The organism is Telluria sp. AC161, assembly GCF_979258535.1.
Genome location: NZ_OZ409861.1, coordinates 4,012,360 through 4,027,550, shown reverse-complemented (window position 1 = coordinate 4,027,550; position 15,191 = coordinate 4,012,360). Strand labels below are relative to the sequence as shown.

The window sequence follows — 15,191 nt, the reverse complement described above, 5'->3', positions numbered from 1 at the left end:
TTAAGGAACAGGACCGTAATCCGAATCTGGAGAACGAACTATGACAAGAGCTCCCTGGAATTTCGAACTGGGCGCTAACCGAATGCCTTGAATGGCAACATTCCGGCATGCCGCTCCCAAAAGCCGTGCAGAAGGCTCCAAGTGATTACAAAAATGAGATGGATATTGTAGGAGCATGGATTGCGGAAAACTGCGTTGTCGGCGCTTGCTATTACGTTACCGCAGCAGATGCGGACAAATATTTTAAGACTTGGTGTGAAGAAAACTATAACATCTAGTTTTCTAAAAACCCTTTTGGTCAAATGATTCGTGAACGTGGATTCGAAGTTGGTACGAAGAAAGGCAGGATCTATAAAGGGCTTGCTTTGGACAACGGACTTAACAGGCGTGTGAAAAATTCATTGGATGAAGAAACGTTCTGACTGAACCTGTCAAGTTTGCTTATTCTTCATGCGTTGTCCCTTCCACTTGAATGGTTGAGGGTGGATGTTCATATTGGTTTGGAAAAAGATCATGCTCTTCATAAACGAGAAAATAGCAGTAATTGGTACTATGAATTTCAATTTAAAAATAAGAAGTACGTAGGCAGCACCGGTACTGCTAACAAGACAAAAGGCACTTAAAGTTGAAAAGCTAGAGGTTACACAGCTCAGGCGATTAGGAAGGAAATGGATCGAGCCGGGTTGAACGATCCAGAGATAGTCCGCGAAAAGGGTGACAAGGTTACCATGCACATCCTTCGCCACTCATACGCAAGCAAGCTCGTGAAAAGTGGAATTAGCCTTTATGAGGTTGCGGTGCCCCTTTGTCACAGCGATTCCAAAATGACGAGACGTTATGCTCATCTCGCGCAAAATGATGCAAGTCGCAAAGCAGTAGGATTAATCGACTCCCTTCACGCTGCCTTCAATTAAGCAAAATATGCGCGTAATGCCTGTTCGGTATTACGCGCTATTTCGAAGAAACTGTCCCGCTTCAGGTGCTGGTGACAGGTGCGGGTAAGATCGGAATTACCAGAGGAGAGAAGTCTGCTTGTCTAGCAGAAACCGCTTATTCACAATCGCTAACAATGCTCGTGTAACCTGCTTCCTTAATCTAGTTTCAATCGTAAATAGATGAAGCGACAAAGGGGGAGAGATGTGCCAAAGTTACTGCATCATATCGATGAATCGCATGCTAACGACTGCATGACGTAATTTTCGTTGAGTTTCATCATTTCAAATCATCGTACCTGCAAGACTATCTAACGAACGAGTCGCGAACGGCGATCATTAACTGGTTGTTAGATAACAAGATTTCGCATTGGGAGTGCAGTAGCTTGCCCAGTGGGTTTGGACGTGTACGCTATCGCGGAGAAATCTATATCGATGTTGCGTACAATCGCGATGATCCGTTGTATCTCATGATCGAATCGTTTCTTGAAAACTCGAACGGAACGAGGCGTTTTGAAGGCGCTTTCTTCCGTGGCGTCACACTAGAGTCTTGCATGGCACATCACAACCCACAGCAGGGTTTGGCCCAGTAGTGGTGGTAGAAATGATTTGTCCCTCTGACGACCGTTTAGATTTCATCTGGAACTTTGTCCATCCAGTCCGACGGATTGGCTCTGCCGTAAAGAGTAGTCTCGCACAAGTGTGGTGGTAAGTTCACACCATTTGAATCACAATGCGATGTTGTGTTACGAAGCCAACTATAAGTATTGCTAAGAACTTTTCCCACTGGTAACATGGTCCATTCTAACAACGAATGGATCGAAAATATGAAAGTTGGTGGCAAGTATAGCCATTGTGATGGTGAGGCATTTATAAGCGCGAATCACGGAGCTGAACTCACAGAAATTTATAACGCAATATCAAGTATAAACGCAGTTGATATGCTTTGTAAAATTTCCTATGAGACGTCGAAGCCACCGTTGATATTTTCGCCAGAAGCGATCAACAGGCACCTTAAATTAGGCTTGTCGCAGTTGGGGTGGACAACGCCGTGTACTACTGGGAAAAAAGGATTTACCGAGCCGAGATTGTATTGGAACGGAGCAAGTATGGATTTCCATAATGCCATCGGGGAAAAGTCCGGGAATAACGAATTCCGCGAAATGGACGGGATAAAAAATAAAGTCGGGCTCGAAATTCAGTTTGGTAAATATGCATTTATGGGATATGACATTTTTTCGAAAATGCCTATATTTTCAAAACGAGGACTAATCGACTGCGGAATCGAGGTTGTCGCTATGCCGTCTCTAATCCCGAACATGTCAACCGGGGTTAGTTCTTTTTCTCAAATTGAAATGGACCTGAGGGCAAGGGGGGTCGCCAATATTGATATCCCGGTACTTATAATTGGAATCGAATGTACCGAGGTTGAGTTGCAGCAAGTGGCGACTAAGAGAGCGCGATTTTTGACTTCTAGAGATACAATGATTGCAAACGGGGAAGTCCAAGGCCCTCGCGACGGGGCCAGACCCGGGCCAAAATGAGTATTTGAACATCAAGACACTCCTGGCGGCAATGATTTGTCTTGATGTTCTGCTTTCCAATTAAATTAAACTGTTAGAAGTATCCCATTCTGTAGGTCGTTGGGAAACTTTTTCGCGGCCCGAAGGGACATGCACTGGTTTCCCGAGCGGGCGATAAGGCAATATTCCTGCGGAAAATTTTTCAACTCGGTCTTTTGCCAGTGCAACATATTCTGCTTCTTTTTCGCATCCAATTGCGCGCCTTCCTTGGCGAAGTGCAGCAAGCATTGACGATCCGACGCCGGAAAATGGATCCAAAACGATATCGTTTTCGTTTGTCAGCGCCAATACGCAGCGCTCAACTAATTCAATCGGAAATTGGCACGGATGAAGCGTCTTTTCAGGATGGTTCGCTTTTACATTCGGGATGTTCCAGAGGCCTTCTTCCCACTCGTGCTGAATAAGCTTCCAGATGTCAGAAGGATTTTTCCCTAAAGGATTTCCTGACGGTTTTCCATAATTCTCGCCTGGCTTGTAATTTCTCTTCCCGGGATATTTGGATGGAACACGTATTGGATCGAGATTGAAGGTGTAGTCTTTAGTTTTTGTGAACCAAAGTAGGGTTTCATACCTCCCAGAAAGCCTCTTGGTTGCATGAAGTCCATGGTCAAAATGCCAGATTATCCTATTTCTGAGTTGTAGACCGTGTTCCTTAAAGTAAGGATAAAAGTACATGTCTAATGGAAATATCTCCCCGTCGTCGACAAAATTTCCAACTTGCCAGCACAGCGATCCTTCTGGAGAAAGGACACGCATTAGCTCTTTAATCACCGGTTCAATTTGAAGAAAATAAGCGTCTAGGCTTTTTTTATCTTCATACGCCTTGTTCAAATTATATGGGGGCGACGTAATGATTAACTTTACTGAGTTATCAGGTAAGTTTTTTAACGTGCTGGCTGAGTCGCCGAATAAAAAAATGGCGTCTGCGTCGGATTGATAGGAATCGGTTACTTTCAACTTCTCCGGCACGACCTCGAGTAAGCTATGCATATTCAAAAAATCCTCTTGTTCTATAAACGGGTCAGCTGATGCTACTGCAGAAGCGCAGGGCGGTCACTAACAGAGATTATCCCTGTTCTTATGAATCGAGGGAAGCGTCCGTCAAAAAGTCGTATAGTTTCCATTGCGGCTATGTAACTTTCATCAAAAATTTACATTAAGTTGTTATTCTTACATGTTTTTCGTTCAACGATATGAGGCAACGTTGTTTGGATTGCAACGATGCCTATGAAGTCACATTGCTGATAGAACACTGTAGGCATTTCGCGGCGTCATGGCAGGATGCAATTAAGCTGTTTCGCTTGTCAGACTACCAGCGAGATTTTCGGCTTAATGCCTGCGCTACGTTCAGGAGCAGGAGTCCGGGGGAAATAAAGTTTTACGCCGCATTGTCGTGTTGGAGGCAACGTCAACCTCTATGGTTATGGCTCACGAACTCGTTAAAGCGGTGGGCTAAGGTACGTGTCTATAGACACATGGCATACTCAGGCACAAATTGTGCGTGGAACGCTGAACAACCATTACACCCGAGAAGAACTGGCCATCTCAATTTCCATCACAGCCACTGGACTGTAAGGTTGTCAACACCGTTGGAACGCGCGTAGAATGCTGGCAACGCGGGTGTAGCTCAATGGTAGAGCAGAAGCTTCCCAAGCTTACGACGAGGGTTCGATTCCCTTCACCCGCTCCAGTCATGACCTAGCGCGAACGCCTGGGTTCAAGACTTCCCGGATCGACAGGCACATCGCTGCTACGTATCGGCTTCACCAGCTCCCACTCATTATCGGACAATGGACGCGCGTCAGGGTCATCCATCGCTGCGGCTGTAATTTCTGCATCTTCTTTCGGTGTTGGAACGATTGTTCCAGGTCTGAGATTTGGCATCGCATTGACTTCCTGGACATTTGCTGCCTTCAAACTGGATGCGGCATGTGCTTGTCGGATTACGGCGCTGATGTAGTGTAGACGATGCCTGACCCAGCATCCCACGGTGTAGCGCTGCGCCACGTTCAGTCGCGCCGAGGTAGCCTTGCGTTTTACCCGTCCAAGCAAGGAGCGCTCTGCATGCCACTGACCTCCCCATCACGCCGTCATCTGCTGGCATCCATGATTGCCGCCTCGGGCGGACTGGCCTTGTCACCGCTGCTCGCCGCTGCACCACCCGCCCCGTTGCTCACCCGCCCCATCCCTTCAAGCGGCGAACAACTTCCCGTTATCGGCCTTGGCAGCTGGATCACTTTCAACGTCGGGCGCGACCCACAAGGTCGCCGTGAATCTACCGACGTGATGCGCCAGTTCTTCGCCGGTGGCGGCAGGCTGGTCGATTCCTCACCCATGTACGGCTCAGCCCAGGACGTGATCGGCGAGGCCGTGCAAACGCTCAAGCCTGCGAGGCTGTTCTCGGCCGATAAGGTGTGGGTCAGCGGCGGCGCGCGTGGCGTGGCGCAGGTCGAGGCGTCGCGCAAGCTGTGGCGCGTCGCGCGTTTCGATCTGCTGCAAGTTCACAACCTGCTGTCGTGGGAAGAGCACCTGCCGCTGCTGCTGGCGATGAAGCGGGAAGGGCGGCTGCGCTACGTCGGCATCACCACGTCCGAAGGCCGGCGGCACGCCGAGATCGAGAAGATCATGGCGTCGCAGCCGATCGACTTTGTGCAAATCTCGTACAACGCGCTCGATCGCGACGTCGAGCAGCGCATCCTGCCGCTGGCGCGCGAGCGCAAGATCGGCGTGATCGTCAACCGGCCATTTCGCCAGGGCGACCTGACGCAGGCGCTGGCCGGCAAGCCGTTGCCTGGCTGGGCGGCCGATATCGGCTGCACGACGTGGGCGCAGGCGCTGCTCAAGTTCATCGTGACGCATCCGGCCGTCACGTGCGCGATTCCGGCCACGTCCAGCGTCGCACACATGCGCGAAAATTTGCTGGCCGGCACCGGTCGCATGCCGGACGAAGCGCTGCGCAAGCGCATCGCGCAGGATGTCGAGAGGCTGGCATGAGCGAGTGGTGGACGTATTCGCTGTCCGACTTTTTGATGTTTTCAAGCCGCAGTTACTACCGGCTCATCGAGAGCTACAACACTGCCATCTGGCCAGCGCATTTGCTGGCGCTGGTGGTGGGCGTCATCGTGATCGGTGCCATCGCGCGGCCACGCCAGCACCTGCACCGATCAGCGGCGTTGGTGCTGGCTGCAGCCTGGGGCTGGGTCGCTTGGGCGTATCATCTGGAGCGCTATGCCGAGATCAACACGGCGGCACCGTATTTTGCTGCGGCGTTCGCAGCGCAGGCGCTGCTATTGTGCTGGCTCGCGTACAGGCCAGCTAACGCAGCTAACGCAGCGCCAGCACCTCAACCTCTAGCACTCGGCCTGTCTGTCCTGGCCATCCTCGCCTATCCCTTGCTGGCGCTGGCTCGCGATGGCGGCCAATGGCGTCAGGCAGAAGTCTTCAGCATCGTCCCTGATCCCACAGTCGTTGCCACCCTGGGCATGCTGCTCGCATGGCGTGCGCCCGCGATCTTCTGGCTGATCCCGGTAAGCTGGTGCCTGGTCAGCGGCGCGACGCTGATGGAACTGAAGATCGGCCATGCATGGCTGCTGCCAGCGCTCGCATTGACAGCCGTACTTGCCCGAATCATGGTCAGCAAAAAACCGCGCGACCTCAACTTGACAGCAAATCCCCGATCCTGAACGAGTCCGTCCCGGCCACTTTGCACACGTGCATCCCGCGCAGCAGATGCCGGTGCGCCGTGCACGCAAACAGCAACCCGGGCCGGCTTGCCGCCACTGGCGTGACTTGCCCGCTGACCGGATTGACGATGTCCGCAATCGGCTCACCCGCCTCGACCCGGTCCCCCAGCGTCTTGCGCAGCACGAGCACGCCCGCATGCGGCGCGGTCAGTGGTTCGACGGCGTCGAGCGGCGTTGGCGCACAGGCGTAGGCGGGCATGTCGCCAACCGGGATATCCAGTACGCCCTGGTGCGCTAGGTACTGCAGCAGTGCATCGGCGTCCTTGCGCGCGTAATCGTAATTGACGTCGTTTTCGCCCCGCAGTTCGACGGTGACGGCCACGCAGGCTGGCGGAATTGCGGCGCCAGGATAATGGCGTGCGAGGTCCCACCACAGGCGGCCACACGCTTCGTCGAACGGCTCGCCGCCCGATTCCGTTGCCACCAGCAGCACGCGCGCTTCCATCAGCGCGGCCAGCGGCAGCACCGCCTCGACCAGCGGGGTGCCCGCGTACATGTGCAGCACCGCCTCGGTGTCGCAGTGCAGGTCGAGCATGATGTCGGCGTCGATCGCCATCGTGAGCAGCGTTTTCTTGAGCGTGGCGGTGGGATTGGCGGGCTCCCAGCTTGCCACCGAGCGCCGTGCATGCTCGCGGATCAGCGCGACGTTGGCGGCGGCGTCCTGGCCGAGCTGACCGGCCACTGCCGCCATCACATCCTGCGCCACGTGGCGGTAGGCGCGATTGAAGTTGGTGCCGGTCGCCAGGTCGTAGCGGCCGAACGGCGCGCCGTGGATCACCTGCGCCAGCCCGATCGGATTGGCCACCGGCACCAGGATCACCTCGTCCTTGATGCGGCCTTCGGCGTCGAGGCGCTCGAGTTCCTGGCGCAGCACGTGCGCGACCAGCATGGCCGGCACCTCGTCCGCGTGCAGCGAGGCCTGGATATAGACCTTCTTCCCGCTGCCCGGCGCGCCATAGTGGAACGAGGTCAGGTTGACGGCGGCGATATGCTCGTCGATGGCGATCGGGTGTTTCTTGGAATGCATGGACAAACTCCGGCAAGCTGGATGAAGACGCGATTATGGCCGATCCGGGCGGCGCGGCGCGTCGGCTATAATGACAGCCGCATTTTCCTCTTCACTTTCTTCGTCCCCACATCCCATGTCTCTTGATAAGCCCAACAATGGCCCGGCGCGGTCCATGCTGTACGATCCCACCGAACACCGCATCCGCAGTTTTGTCACGCGCGCGGGCCGGCTGTCGACCGCGCAGGCGCGGGCCTTCGATGAACTGGGCCCGAAGTTCCTGATCGGGTACAAGAAAGAACCGCTCGACGTGGCGCAGGCCTTCGGCCGCACCGCGCCGGTGATCCTGGAAATCGGCTTCGGCATGGGCGACACCACGGCCCATATCGCCCGCTTGACGCCGGAGAAAGACTTCATCGGCGTCGAAGTGCACACGCCGGGTGTCGGCAGCCTGCTCAAGCAGATCGGCGAGCAGGACATCGCCAACCTGCGCCTGATCCAGCACGATGTGTTCGAGGTGCTGAATCACATGATCGTCGACGGCTCGCTCGACGGCGTGCACGTGTTCTTCCCCGACCCGTGGCACAAGGCGCGTCACAACAAGCGCCGCCTGATCCAGCCGGCGTTCGTCAAGCTGCTGTGCCAGAAGCTGGCCCCTGGCGGCTACCTGCACCTGGCGACCGACTGGGAAGACTATGCAGTGCAGATGCTGGAAGTGCTGAGTGCCGAGCCGGAGCTGGCCAATACCGCGGACGGCTACGCGCCGCAGCCGGCCTACCGTCCGCTGACCAAGTTCGAGAACCGCGGCATCAAGCTCGGTCACGGTGTGTGGGATCTGGTCTTCACGCGCAAATAACACGCGTCTGTTTCGCGAATAGCGTTACAGCATCTCGTTGATGATCGCGACGATCGCGTCGCCATACGACACGAGCTTTTTCTCGCCCACGCCGGTCACACCGCGCAGCTGGTCGATCGAGGTCGGCTTGACCTTGGCGATCTCGCGCAGCGTCGCATCCTGGAACACGACGTACGCCGGCACGCCGTGCTCGCGCGCGGTGCCCATGCGCCACGAGCGCAGGCGCTCGAAGATGCCTTGCTCGGAACGCGACAGTTCCACTTCCTCGAACGTCGAGCGCGACGTGGAAGGGCGCTTGGCCTTGACCGGTTTCTGGTACTGACGCAGCTGCACCGTCTGCTCGCCCTTGAGCACCGGACGCGCGGCGTCGGTGAGCTTGAGCGAACTGAAGGCGTCGTGGTCGACCGTGACGAGACCCAGCGCGATCGCCTGGCGCAGGATGGCGCGCCACTCTTGCTCGCTGCGGTCGGCGCCAACGCCATACACGGTGAGCTTGTCGTGGTGCCACTGGGTGATGCGTTCGGTGGTCGCGCCGCGCAGCACGTCGATCACGTGGCCGCCCGCAAAACGCTGGTCGACCCGATAGATGGTGGAGAGAAGTTTTTGCACCGGCACCGAACCATCGAAGCTCACCGGCGGGATCAGGCAGGTGTCGCAGTTGCCGCACGGGCCGGAGCGTTCGCCGAAGTAGTCGAGCAGGCGCATGCGGCGGCACGACAGGGTTTCGCACAGGCCGAGCATGGCGTCGAGCTTCATCGACAGCACGCGCTTGAACGTTTCGTCGGCCTCGGATTCGTCGATCATCCGGCGCTGCAGCACCACGTCCTGCAGGCCATAGGCCATCCAGGCGCTGGCGGGGCCGCCGTCACGGCCGGCGCGGCCGGTCTCCTGGTAATAGCCCTCGATGCTCTTGGGCAGATCGAGGTGGCACACGAAGCGCACATCGGGTTTGTCGATGCCCATGCCGAAGGCGATGGTGGCGACCATGACGATGTTTTCTTCGCGCAGGAAGCGCGCCTGGTTCTTGGCGCGCACCGCGTATTCCATGCCGGCGTGGTAGGCCATGGCGCGGATGCCGTTTTCGTTGAGGAAGTCGGCGGTTTCTTCGACCTTCTTGCGCGACAGGCAGTAGACGATGCCCGAGTCGCCCGAGTGCTCGCCGGCGATGAAGTCGAGCAGCTGCTTGCGGCCGTTGGCTTTCTCGACGATCGAGTAGCGGATGTTGGGGCGGTCGAACGACGAAACGAACTGGCGCGCTTCGCCCAGTTGCAGGCGCAGCGCGATTTCGGCGCGCGTTTGCTGGTCGGCCGTTGCGGTGAGGGCGATGCGCGGCACGTTCGGGAAGCGCTCGTGCAGAATCGACAAGCGGATGTACTCGGGGCGGAAGTCGTGGCCCCATTGCGAGACGCAGTGTGCTTCGTCGATCGCGAACAGCGAGATCTTGGATGCATCGAACAGCTCGAGGCAGCGCTGTGTCATCAGGCGCTCGGGCGCCACGTAGACCAGATCGATTTCGCCGGTGCGCACGAGGCGCTCGATGCGCATCGCTTCTTCGAACGTCTGGGTCGAATTGAGGAACGCGGCGCGCACGCCGACTTCTTCGAGCGCGTCGACCTGGTCCTGCATCAGCGCGATCAGCGGCGAGATGACCACGCCGACGCCGTCGCGCAGCAGCGCGGGAATCTGGTAGCACAACGACTTGCCGCCGCCGGTGGGCATCAAAACCAGCGCGTCGCCGCCACTGGCCACGTGCTCGACGATTTCGCCCTGCTGGCCGCGGAAGGCGGGGTAGCCGAAGACGGTCTCGAGCACGTGAAGCGCACGCGCGCTGAGGTCGGCGCCAGTGTCGGTGACCGTGTCGGCGCCGGTGTCTGAATTCATACGATCAATGTCGGACAGAGTGTTCAAGCTGTGTATTGGACCGGCTGATGCTGCAGGTTTAGTCCGCCCAGGTAAGAAGGTCGAATTGGGCGGTCACGAGGATCAGGATACCGAATACGATACGGTACCAGGCAAAGATCGTGAAGTCGTGTGTGCTGATGTAACGCAGGAGCCAGCGCACGCACAGGAATGCGGAAATAAACGCTGAGAAAAAGCCCAGGCTAAACAGCGGCACATCGGCCATCGACAGCAGGTCGCGCTCCTTGGCAATCGAGTAGACCGTGGCGCCCAGCATCGTCGGCATGGCCAGGAAGAACGAGAATTCGGTGGCGGCTTTGCGCGACAGGCCGAACAGCATGCCGCCGATGATCGTCGAGCCCGAACGGCTGGTGCCGGGGATCAGCGCGAAGGCTTGCGCGAAGCCGACCTTGAGTGCATCGAGCATGCTCATGTCGTCGACCGTCTCGACCCGCGCTGGCTTGGGGTTCTGGCGGTTGCGGTGTTCGACCCACAGGATGACGATACCGCCGAGCACCAGGGCAACCGCCACGGGAATCGGGTGGAACAGCACTTCGGTAATGGCCGCGCTGAACAGCACGCCGGCAATGGCGGCGGGGAAGAATGCGATCACGACATTGCGCGCAAAGCGCTGCTGGACGGGATCGGCGCCCAGCCCGGCGAACACCTTCGCGATGCGATCACGGTATTCCCAGACCACGGCCAGCATGGCGCCGGCCTGGATGACAATCTTGAAAACGGTTGCTTTGGTGCCCGTGAAATCGAGCAAGCTGCCCATCAGGATCAGGTGGCCAGTCGACGAAATCGGAAGGAATTCAGTGAAACCCTCGACCAGGCCCATGATGATTGCCTTAATGGCGAGAACGATATCCATGGTGTTTTTGTGCTGTGGAAGTGAACTGTGGGAGGTACATGCGAGGGGGCAGAGCTTACCATGAGCGGGGCGGCTGCCGTTGGGCTAACTGAACCGTACGAGCTGCTGCTGATGGCATCGGGGCCGTTTTAATCTCGCTGTAAAGATGTGTCATGCGTAAAAACGCGTGCTACACTCAAGCCCATGAGTCTTTTTCTTGTCCTCATTCTTGCTGCGCTGGCCTGGGTAGCATTTCATGATTGGCAGTTGCCCAACGCCTTGCGTTACCGGCCTTTTCAGGGCCGGGCGTGGCGCAGTTCTTTCCCTGCCGCATCCCGCAAGGACATCCGCGATTTCCTCACCGTGTGTGGTTCTGCCTGCGCCTTTGGTGCTTGCGACCGCTTGCATCTGCGCCCTGACGATCCGGTGCTCAATGTCGTGCGCGCCACCAAGTCATCGCGCTGGATGCCCGACGCCACCGACATCGAACCATTGGCGCGCGCACTGCGCGAACGCTATGGCGTCTTGCTGGGCGACATCTGGCACGATGGCCTGACGCTCGGCGGCCTGTTCCAGCGCGTGCAACAGGCACGCGGCAAGCCAGCGATCTAAGCCACCGTATTCAAACGGGCTCGGGCGCCGTCAGCCGTTCCAGCTCACCCAACCAGACCATCGCTTGCGTTCGCGTATCGCCACACATCTCGTGTGACGGTTGCAGTCCGCCGCAAAAGGCTGGCCGCTCGGGCTGCCCGAAGATACGGCAGCGCTCGTCTTCTCCCAATTGCACGCAACGTACGCCTGCCGGCTTGCCATTGGGCATGCCAGGAATCGGGCTGGTGATCGACGGGGCGGTGCAGCAGGCGCCGCATTGCGGCCGGCACTGGAAGGGGGCGGGGGTGGACAGCATGGCGTTTGAAAAGTGGCAGACCGCAAGTATACATCGGACCGCGGCGCCTGCATCGGATGATGTGGTTCGTACTTTCTGTGGCAAAAAACAACCTATTTTTAGTCCGGCAGCGGTCGCTTGACGGCAACAACATGACAGGTCTATATTGGTTGTTCCTTAGATAATTTCTGAGTGGGAAAATGGACTGCCAAACAGACAGCAAGCCACGCTGGGAACGTCGCAAGGAAGCGCGGCCGCAAGAGTTGCTCTCGGCTGCCGTGGAGCTGTTCGTCGAACGCGGCTTTGCCGCCACCCGCCTGGAAGACGTGGCCAAACGTGCCGGTGTGTCCAAGGGCACCTTGTATCTGTATTACACCAACAAGGAAGACCTGTTCAAGGCCGTCGTGCGCCAGAGTATCGTGCCGATGCTGGGGCAGGCCGAAGTCTCGGTCGCTGAATTTGAAGGCCACAGCGCCGACCTGCTGCGCAGCGTGATCCTGTCGTGGTGGCATCGGGTGGGGGCGACCAAGGCGTCCGGCATCAGCAAGCTGATCTTTGCGGAAGCCGATAATTTCCCCGAGCTGGCCCGCTTTTATCAAACTGAAGTCATGAGCCGCGGCATGCGCATGATCTCCAGCATGCTCGAGCGCGGTGTGCAGCGCGGCGAGTTTCGCGCGATCGATATTCCCCAGACCACCCAGGTGTTGATCGCGCCCATGCTGATGCTCTCCACCTGGAAACACACCATCGCCCCGTGCGAGCGCTGCGACCTGCATCCCGAAGCCTTCCTCGACGCCTTCCTCGACATCACTCTCAATGGCCTCGTGCCGGCTGGCCAACCGGCCCGCTGAACGCCCGTTCACGCCAGGGACGGTTTTCTGGCGTTCATCCCCTCCAAACTGCAGACTGTCGCAATTTTCCTCTGGGGAAGGCGTGCGTCGATAAGATGTGCCTCGAGATACCTATTCAGGTAGGTTCCAGCACCGTTCACGGATTAGAATATCGGATTGTTTATTTTTCCACCGAGAACTGAAATGAATATCGAACAAGCCCGCTTCAATATGATCGAACAGCAGATCCGTCCTTGGAATGTGCTGGACCAGGACATCCTCGACCTGCTGCACGTGGTCAAGCGTGAACAATTCGTGCCACAGGCCTACCAGAACCTGGCATTTGCCGACACCGAAATCCCGCTGCCGGGCGGCGAAGCCATGCTCAATCCGAAGGTCGAAGCGCGCATGGCGCAAGAGGCTGGCGTCAAGCAGGGCGACAACGTGCTGCAGATCGGCACCGGTTCGGGCTACCTGGCAGCGCTGCTGGCAAGCAAGGCGCGTCATGTGACGAGCGTTGAAATCCTCCCGGAAACCGCTGCCCAGGCCAAGCAGAACCTGGACGCTGCCGGCATCACCAATGTGGCGGTCGAAGTGGGCAATGGCGCCCAGGGCTGGGCCACCGGCACCGATTACGACGTGATCGTCGTGTCGGGCGCGCTGCCGCTGCTGCCAGAGTCGCTGATCAAGCAACTGAAAATCGGTGGCCGCATGATCGCGATTGTCGGCACTGCGCCGGCCATGACGTGCCAGCGGATCACCCGCACCTCGGCCACCGCGCATGAGGCGGTCACCGTGTTCGAAACTGTCGCCAAGCCGCTGACGGGCGCAACGAAGCCGTCCGGTTTCACGTTCTGAGGACGCTGTGATGCAACAGATTACTGCTCCTGAACTGGCCGCCTTGCTGGCCGATCCGGCGCGCGAGCAGCCGCTGCTGCTCGACGTGCGCGAGAACTGGGAATTCGAGACGTGCCGGATCGCCGGCTCGACCCAGATTCCGATGAACCTGATTCCGGTGCGCGTGACCGAGATCGACGACGACCGCGAGGTCGTCTGCATCTGCCATCACGGGGCGCGCAGCATGCAGGTTGCTGCCTTCCTCGAGCGCAATGGTTTTGACAATGTAACCAACTTGACGGGCGGGATACACGCCTGGGCTGTGCAAGTCGATCCGTCGATGCCGACGTATTGACCTGATTCCAAAAACTTGATGACCCCTGTGGAGATAGCAATGCAGAAACCCCTTATCGCCGTGCTGCTTGCGAGCGCGTGCTTCTCGCTCAACGCCGGTGCTGCCGACCTGATCCAGGTGTATCAGCAGGCACTGGCCAATGACGCGACGTACGCGAGTGCGCGTGCTTCGCTGTCGGCGAGCCGCGAGCGCATCATCCAGGGGCGTGCAGGGCTACTCCCGACCGTTGGCATCAGCGGTGCACTCAGCAAGAACGACAATGACTTCGATCCATGGAATGTCGGGCAGCTCGGCACCTTGCCGAACGGCCAGCCGGGCACCATCAACAGCAGTGGCTCGAACCTGCGCACCAACGAATACACGCTGGCGCTGCAGCAGCCGCTGTATCGCTGGGATCGCTGGGAAACCTACCAGCAGAGCAAGCTGCAGCAAGCCATCGGCGAAGCCCAGTTTGCGCAGGCCCAGCAAGACCTGATCACGCGCGTAGCGCAAGCCTACTTCGACGTGCTGGCGGCGCAGGACAAGCTGGAATCGACCCGTGCCCAGAAGGACGCCACCACCGAGCAACTGGCATCGGCCAAGCGCAATTTTGAAGTCGGCACCCAGACCATCACCGATACGCACGAGGCGCAAGCCGCGTACGACCTGGTGCTGGCGCAGGAATTTGCTGCCGTCAATGACCTGGACAACAAGCGCAACGCGCTGCAGGCCATCATCGGCACTGCGCCGGGCAACCTGGCGGCGCTGAAACCTGGCACGACGCTGGCCGTGCCACAGCCGGCCACGGTCGATCCATGGGTGTCGTCGGCCGAGAACCAGAACTATGGCGTGACGGTCAGTCAGCTCCAGGTGGAAATCGCCACGCGCGACATATCGCGCAACCGCGCCGGGCACATGCCGACGCTCGACCTCGTGGCCAGCTCGACGCGCCGCGACGTCAACGGCCGCACTGGCAGTTCGGGTGACACCAAGAACAATGCGATCGGCCTGCAGTGGAGCGTGCCGATCTTCAGCGGCTATGCCGTCACCAGCCGTGTGCGCGAATCGATCGCGCTGGAAGACCGTGCCCGCAACGAGCTGGAAGCAACGCGCCGCAATGCAGCGCTGCAGGCACGCCAGTCGTTCCTGGGCGTGAACAGCGGCCTGGCGCAAGTGAAAGCACTGGAAGCGGCGGAAGTGTCGAGCCAGTCGGCGCTCGAATCGAACAAGCTTGGTTACCAGGTGGGCGTGCGGATCAATATCGACGTGCTCAATGCGCAGCGCCAGCTGTACCAGACCCGCACCGACCTGTCGCGTGCGCGCTATGACGTGATCGTCAATGGCTTGCGCCTGAAAGCGGCAGCAGGTTCGCTGCGCGAGACTGACCTGACGCCGGTGAACAGTTTGCTAGTTGAGTAACTACGTAGGGTGG

General features: G+C 58.0%; 15 protein-coding genes and 1 tRNA gene. 11 read left to right on the top strand and 5 right to left on the bottom strand.

The window, feature by feature from the left end:
• Nucleotides 1-656 precede the first annotated feature (656 nt).
• Both ACZ0AJ_RS17960 and ACZ0AJ_RS17955 read left to right on the top strand, forming a co-directional pair.
• Nucleotides 657-914, top strand: coding sequence for a tyrosine-type recombinase/integrase (locus tag ACZ0AJ_RS17960; RefSeq protein WP_499456813.1), 258 nt, complete (start codon nucleotides 657-659; stop codon nucleotides 912-914).
• Between the two features lie 845 nt (nucleotides 915-1,759).
• A complete protein-coding gene (locus ACZ0AJ_RS17955; protein ID WP_499455832.1) occupies nucleotides 1,760-2,476 on the top strand; it encodes a BglII/BstYI family type II restriction endonuclease in 717 nt (238 codons plus the stop codon).
• A 60-nt stretch (nucleotides 2,477-2,536) separates the two neighbouring features.
• On the opposite strand, the gene ACZ0AJ_RS17950 is transcribed toward ACZ0AJ_RS17955, so the two are convergent.
• Nucleotides 2,537-3,505: a DNA-methyltransferase gene (locus tag ACZ0AJ_RS17950; protein ID WP_499455831.1), complete on the bottom strand. Its 969-nt coding sequence runs from the start codon at nucleotides 3,503-3,505 to the stop codon at nucleotides 2,537-2,539.
• Nucleotides 3,506-4,131: 626 nt separating this feature from the next.
• Here ACZ0AJ_RS17950 and ACZ0AJ_RS17945 point away from each other — a divergent pair.
• From ACZ0AJ_RS17945 to ACZ0AJ_RS17935, 3 genes are all read left to right on the top strand, one after another.
• Nucleotides 4,132-4,205, top strand: a tRNA-Gly gene (locus ACZ0AJ_RS17945).
• Between the two features lie 374 nt (nucleotides 4,206-4,579).
• On the top strand, nucleotides 4,580-5,509 hold the full coding sequence (locus ACZ0AJ_RS17940) for an aldo/keto reductase (protein ID WP_499455830.1): 930 nt from the start codon (nucleotides 4,580-4,582) through the stop codon (nucleotides 5,507-5,509).
• Nucleotides 5,506-6,198: a DUF6064 family protein gene (locus tag ACZ0AJ_RS17935; RefSeq protein WP_499455829.1), complete on the top strand. Its 693-nt coding sequence runs from the start codon at nucleotides 5,506-5,508 to the stop codon at nucleotides 6,196-6,198. Before ACZ0AJ_RS17940 ends, ACZ0AJ_RS17935 begins: the two co-directional genes overlap by 4 nt.
• Here the strand turns inward: ACZ0AJ_RS17935 and ACZ0AJ_RS17930 are convergent.
• Nucleotides 6,170-7,285, bottom strand: coding sequence for a succinylglutamate desuccinylase/aspartoacylase family protein (locus ACZ0AJ_RS17930; RefSeq protein WP_499455828.1), 1,116 nt, complete (start codon nucleotides 7,283-7,285; stop codon nucleotides 6,170-6,172). The two genes, ACZ0AJ_RS17935 and ACZ0AJ_RS17930, sit on opposite strands and share 29 nt — an antisense overlap.
• A gap of 154 nt (nucleotides 7,286-7,439) precedes the next feature.
• Here ACZ0AJ_RS17930 and trmB point away from each other — a divergent pair, with 154 nt between their 5' ends.
• Nucleotides 7,440-8,120, top strand: a complete 681-nt coding sequence (gene trmB / locus ACZ0AJ_RS17925) for a tRNA (guanosine(46)-N7)-methyltransferase TrmB (protein ID WP_499455827.1) — start codon at nucleotides 7,440-7,442, stop codon at nucleotides 8,118-8,120.
• A gap of 24 nt (nucleotides 8,121-8,144) precedes the next feature.
• Here trmB and recQ read toward each other — a convergent pair whose 3' ends face one another.
• Both recQ and ACZ0AJ_RS17915 read right to left on the bottom strand, forming a co-directional pair.
• Nucleotides 8,145-10,001 (bottom strand): DNA helicase RecQ, encoded by a 1,857-nt coding sequence (gene recQ / locus ACZ0AJ_RS17920; protein WP_499455826.1) that lies wholly within the window; start codon nucleotides 9,999-10,001, stop codon nucleotides 8,145-8,147.
• 58 nt (nucleotides 10,002-10,059) lie between these two features.
• Nucleotides 10,060-10,893: an undecaprenyl-diphosphate phosphatase gene (locus ACZ0AJ_RS17915; protein ID WP_258835866.1), complete on the bottom strand. Its 834-nt coding sequence runs from the start codon at nucleotides 10,891-10,893 to the stop codon at nucleotides 10,060-10,062.
• A gap of 381 nt (nucleotides 10,894-11,274) precedes the next feature.
• Here ACZ0AJ_RS17915 and ACZ0AJ_RS17910 point away from each other — a divergent pair, with 381 nt between their 5' ends.
• Nucleotides 11,275-11,484, top strand: coding sequence for a hypothetical protein (locus ACZ0AJ_RS17910; RefSeq protein WP_499455825.1), 210 nt, complete (start codon nucleotides 11,275-11,277; stop codon nucleotides 11,482-11,484).
• 10 nt (nucleotides 11,485-11,494) lie between these two features.
• On the opposite strand, the gene ACZ0AJ_RS17905 is transcribed toward ACZ0AJ_RS17910, so the two are convergent.
• Entirely contained in the window at nucleotides 11,495-11,779 is a 285-nt protein-coding gene (locus tag ACZ0AJ_RS17905; RefSeq protein ID WP_499455824.1) for a YkgJ family cysteine cluster protein, read from the bottom strand.
• 179 nt (nucleotides 11,780-11,958) lie between these two features.
• Between ACZ0AJ_RS17905 and ACZ0AJ_RS17900 the strand changes: the two genes are divergently transcribed.
• The 4 genes from ACZ0AJ_RS17900 (at nucleotide 11,959) to ACZ0AJ_RS17885 (ending at nucleotide 15,178) form a co-directional block, all read left to right on the top strand.
• Nucleotides 11,959-12,609, top strand: a complete 651-nt coding sequence (locus ACZ0AJ_RS17900) for a TetR/AcrR family transcriptional regulator (RefSeq protein WP_499455823.1) — start codon at nucleotides 11,959-11,961, stop codon at nucleotides 12,607-12,609.
• A gap of 183 nt (nucleotides 12,610-12,792) precedes the next feature.
• Nucleotides 12,793-13,446: a protein-L-isoaspartate O-methyltransferase family protein gene (locus tag ACZ0AJ_RS17895; protein WP_499455822.1), complete on the top strand. Its 654-nt coding sequence runs from the start codon at nucleotides 12,793-12,795 to the stop codon at nucleotides 13,444-13,446.
• Between the two features lie 10 nt (nucleotides 13,447-13,456).
• Nucleotides 13,457-13,780: a rhodanese-like domain-containing protein gene (locus ACZ0AJ_RS17890; protein ID WP_258835861.1), complete on the top strand. Its 324-nt coding sequence runs from the start codon at nucleotides 13,457-13,459 to the stop codon at nucleotides 13,778-13,780.
• 39 nt (nucleotides 13,781-13,819) lie between these two features.
• Nucleotides 13,820-15,178, top strand: a complete 1,359-nt coding sequence (locus ACZ0AJ_RS17885; RefSeq protein WP_183556073.1) for a TolC family outer membrane protein — start codon at nucleotides 13,820-13,822, stop codon at nucleotides 15,176-15,178.
• Nucleotides 15,179-15,191 lie beyond the last annotated feature (13 nt).

Excerpts from the sequence above, each read along its gene's own strand:
- ACZ0AJ_RS17890 (WP_258835861.1), top strand. The coding sequence starts at position 13,457 with ATGCAACAGATTACTGCTCCTGAACTGGCCGCCTTGCTGGCCGATCCG.
- ACZ0AJ_RS17915 (WP_258835866.1), bottom strand. The coding sequence starts at position 10,893 with ATGGATATCGTTCTCGCCATTAAGGCAATCATCATGGGCCTGGTCGAG.
- ACZ0AJ_RS17955 (WP_499455832.1), top strand. The coding sequence starts at position 1,760 with ATGAAAGTTGGTGGCAAGTATAGCCATTGTGATGGTGAGGCATTTATA.
- ACZ0AJ_RS17900 (WP_499455823.1), top strand. The coding sequence starts at position 11,959 with ATGGACTGCCAAACAGACAGCAAGCCACGCTGGGAACGTCGCAAGGAA.
- ACZ0AJ_RS17935 (WP_499455829.1), top strand. The coding sequence starts at position 5,506 with ATGAGCGAGTGGTGGACGTATTCGCTGTCCGACTTTTTGATGTTTTCA.
- ACZ0AJ_RS17885 (WP_183556073.1), top strand. The coding sequence starts at position 13,820 with ATGCAGAAACCCCTTATCGCCGTGCTGCTTGCGAGCGCGTGCTTCTCG.
- ACZ0AJ_RS17950 (WP_499455831.1), bottom strand. The coding sequence starts at position 3,505 with ATGCATAGCTTACTCGAGGTCGTGCCGGAGAAGTTGAAAGTAACCGAT.
- ACZ0AJ_RS17940 (WP_499455830.1), top strand. The coding sequence starts at position 4,580 with ATGCCACTGACCTCCCCATCACGCCGTCATCTGCTGGCATCCATGATT.
- recQ (WP_499455826.1), bottom strand. The coding sequence starts at position 10,001 with ATGAATTCAGACACCGGCGCCGACACGGTCACCGACACTGGCGCCGAC.
- ACZ0AJ_RS17895 (WP_499455822.1), top strand. The coding sequence starts at position 12,793 with ATGAATATCGAACAAGCCCGCTTCAATATGATCGAACAGCAGATCCGT.
- ACZ0AJ_RS17905 (WP_499455824.1), bottom strand. The coding sequence starts at position 11,779 with ATGCTGTCCACCCCCGCCCCCTTCCAGTGCCGGCCGCAATGCGGCGCC.
- ACZ0AJ_RS17930 (WP_499455828.1), bottom strand. The coding sequence starts at position 7,285 with ATGCATTCCAAGAAACACCCGATCGCCATCGACGAGCATATCGCCGCC.
- trmB (WP_499455827.1), top strand. The coding sequence starts at position 7,440 with ATGCTGTACGATCCCACCGAACACCGCATCCGCAGTTTTGTCACGCGC.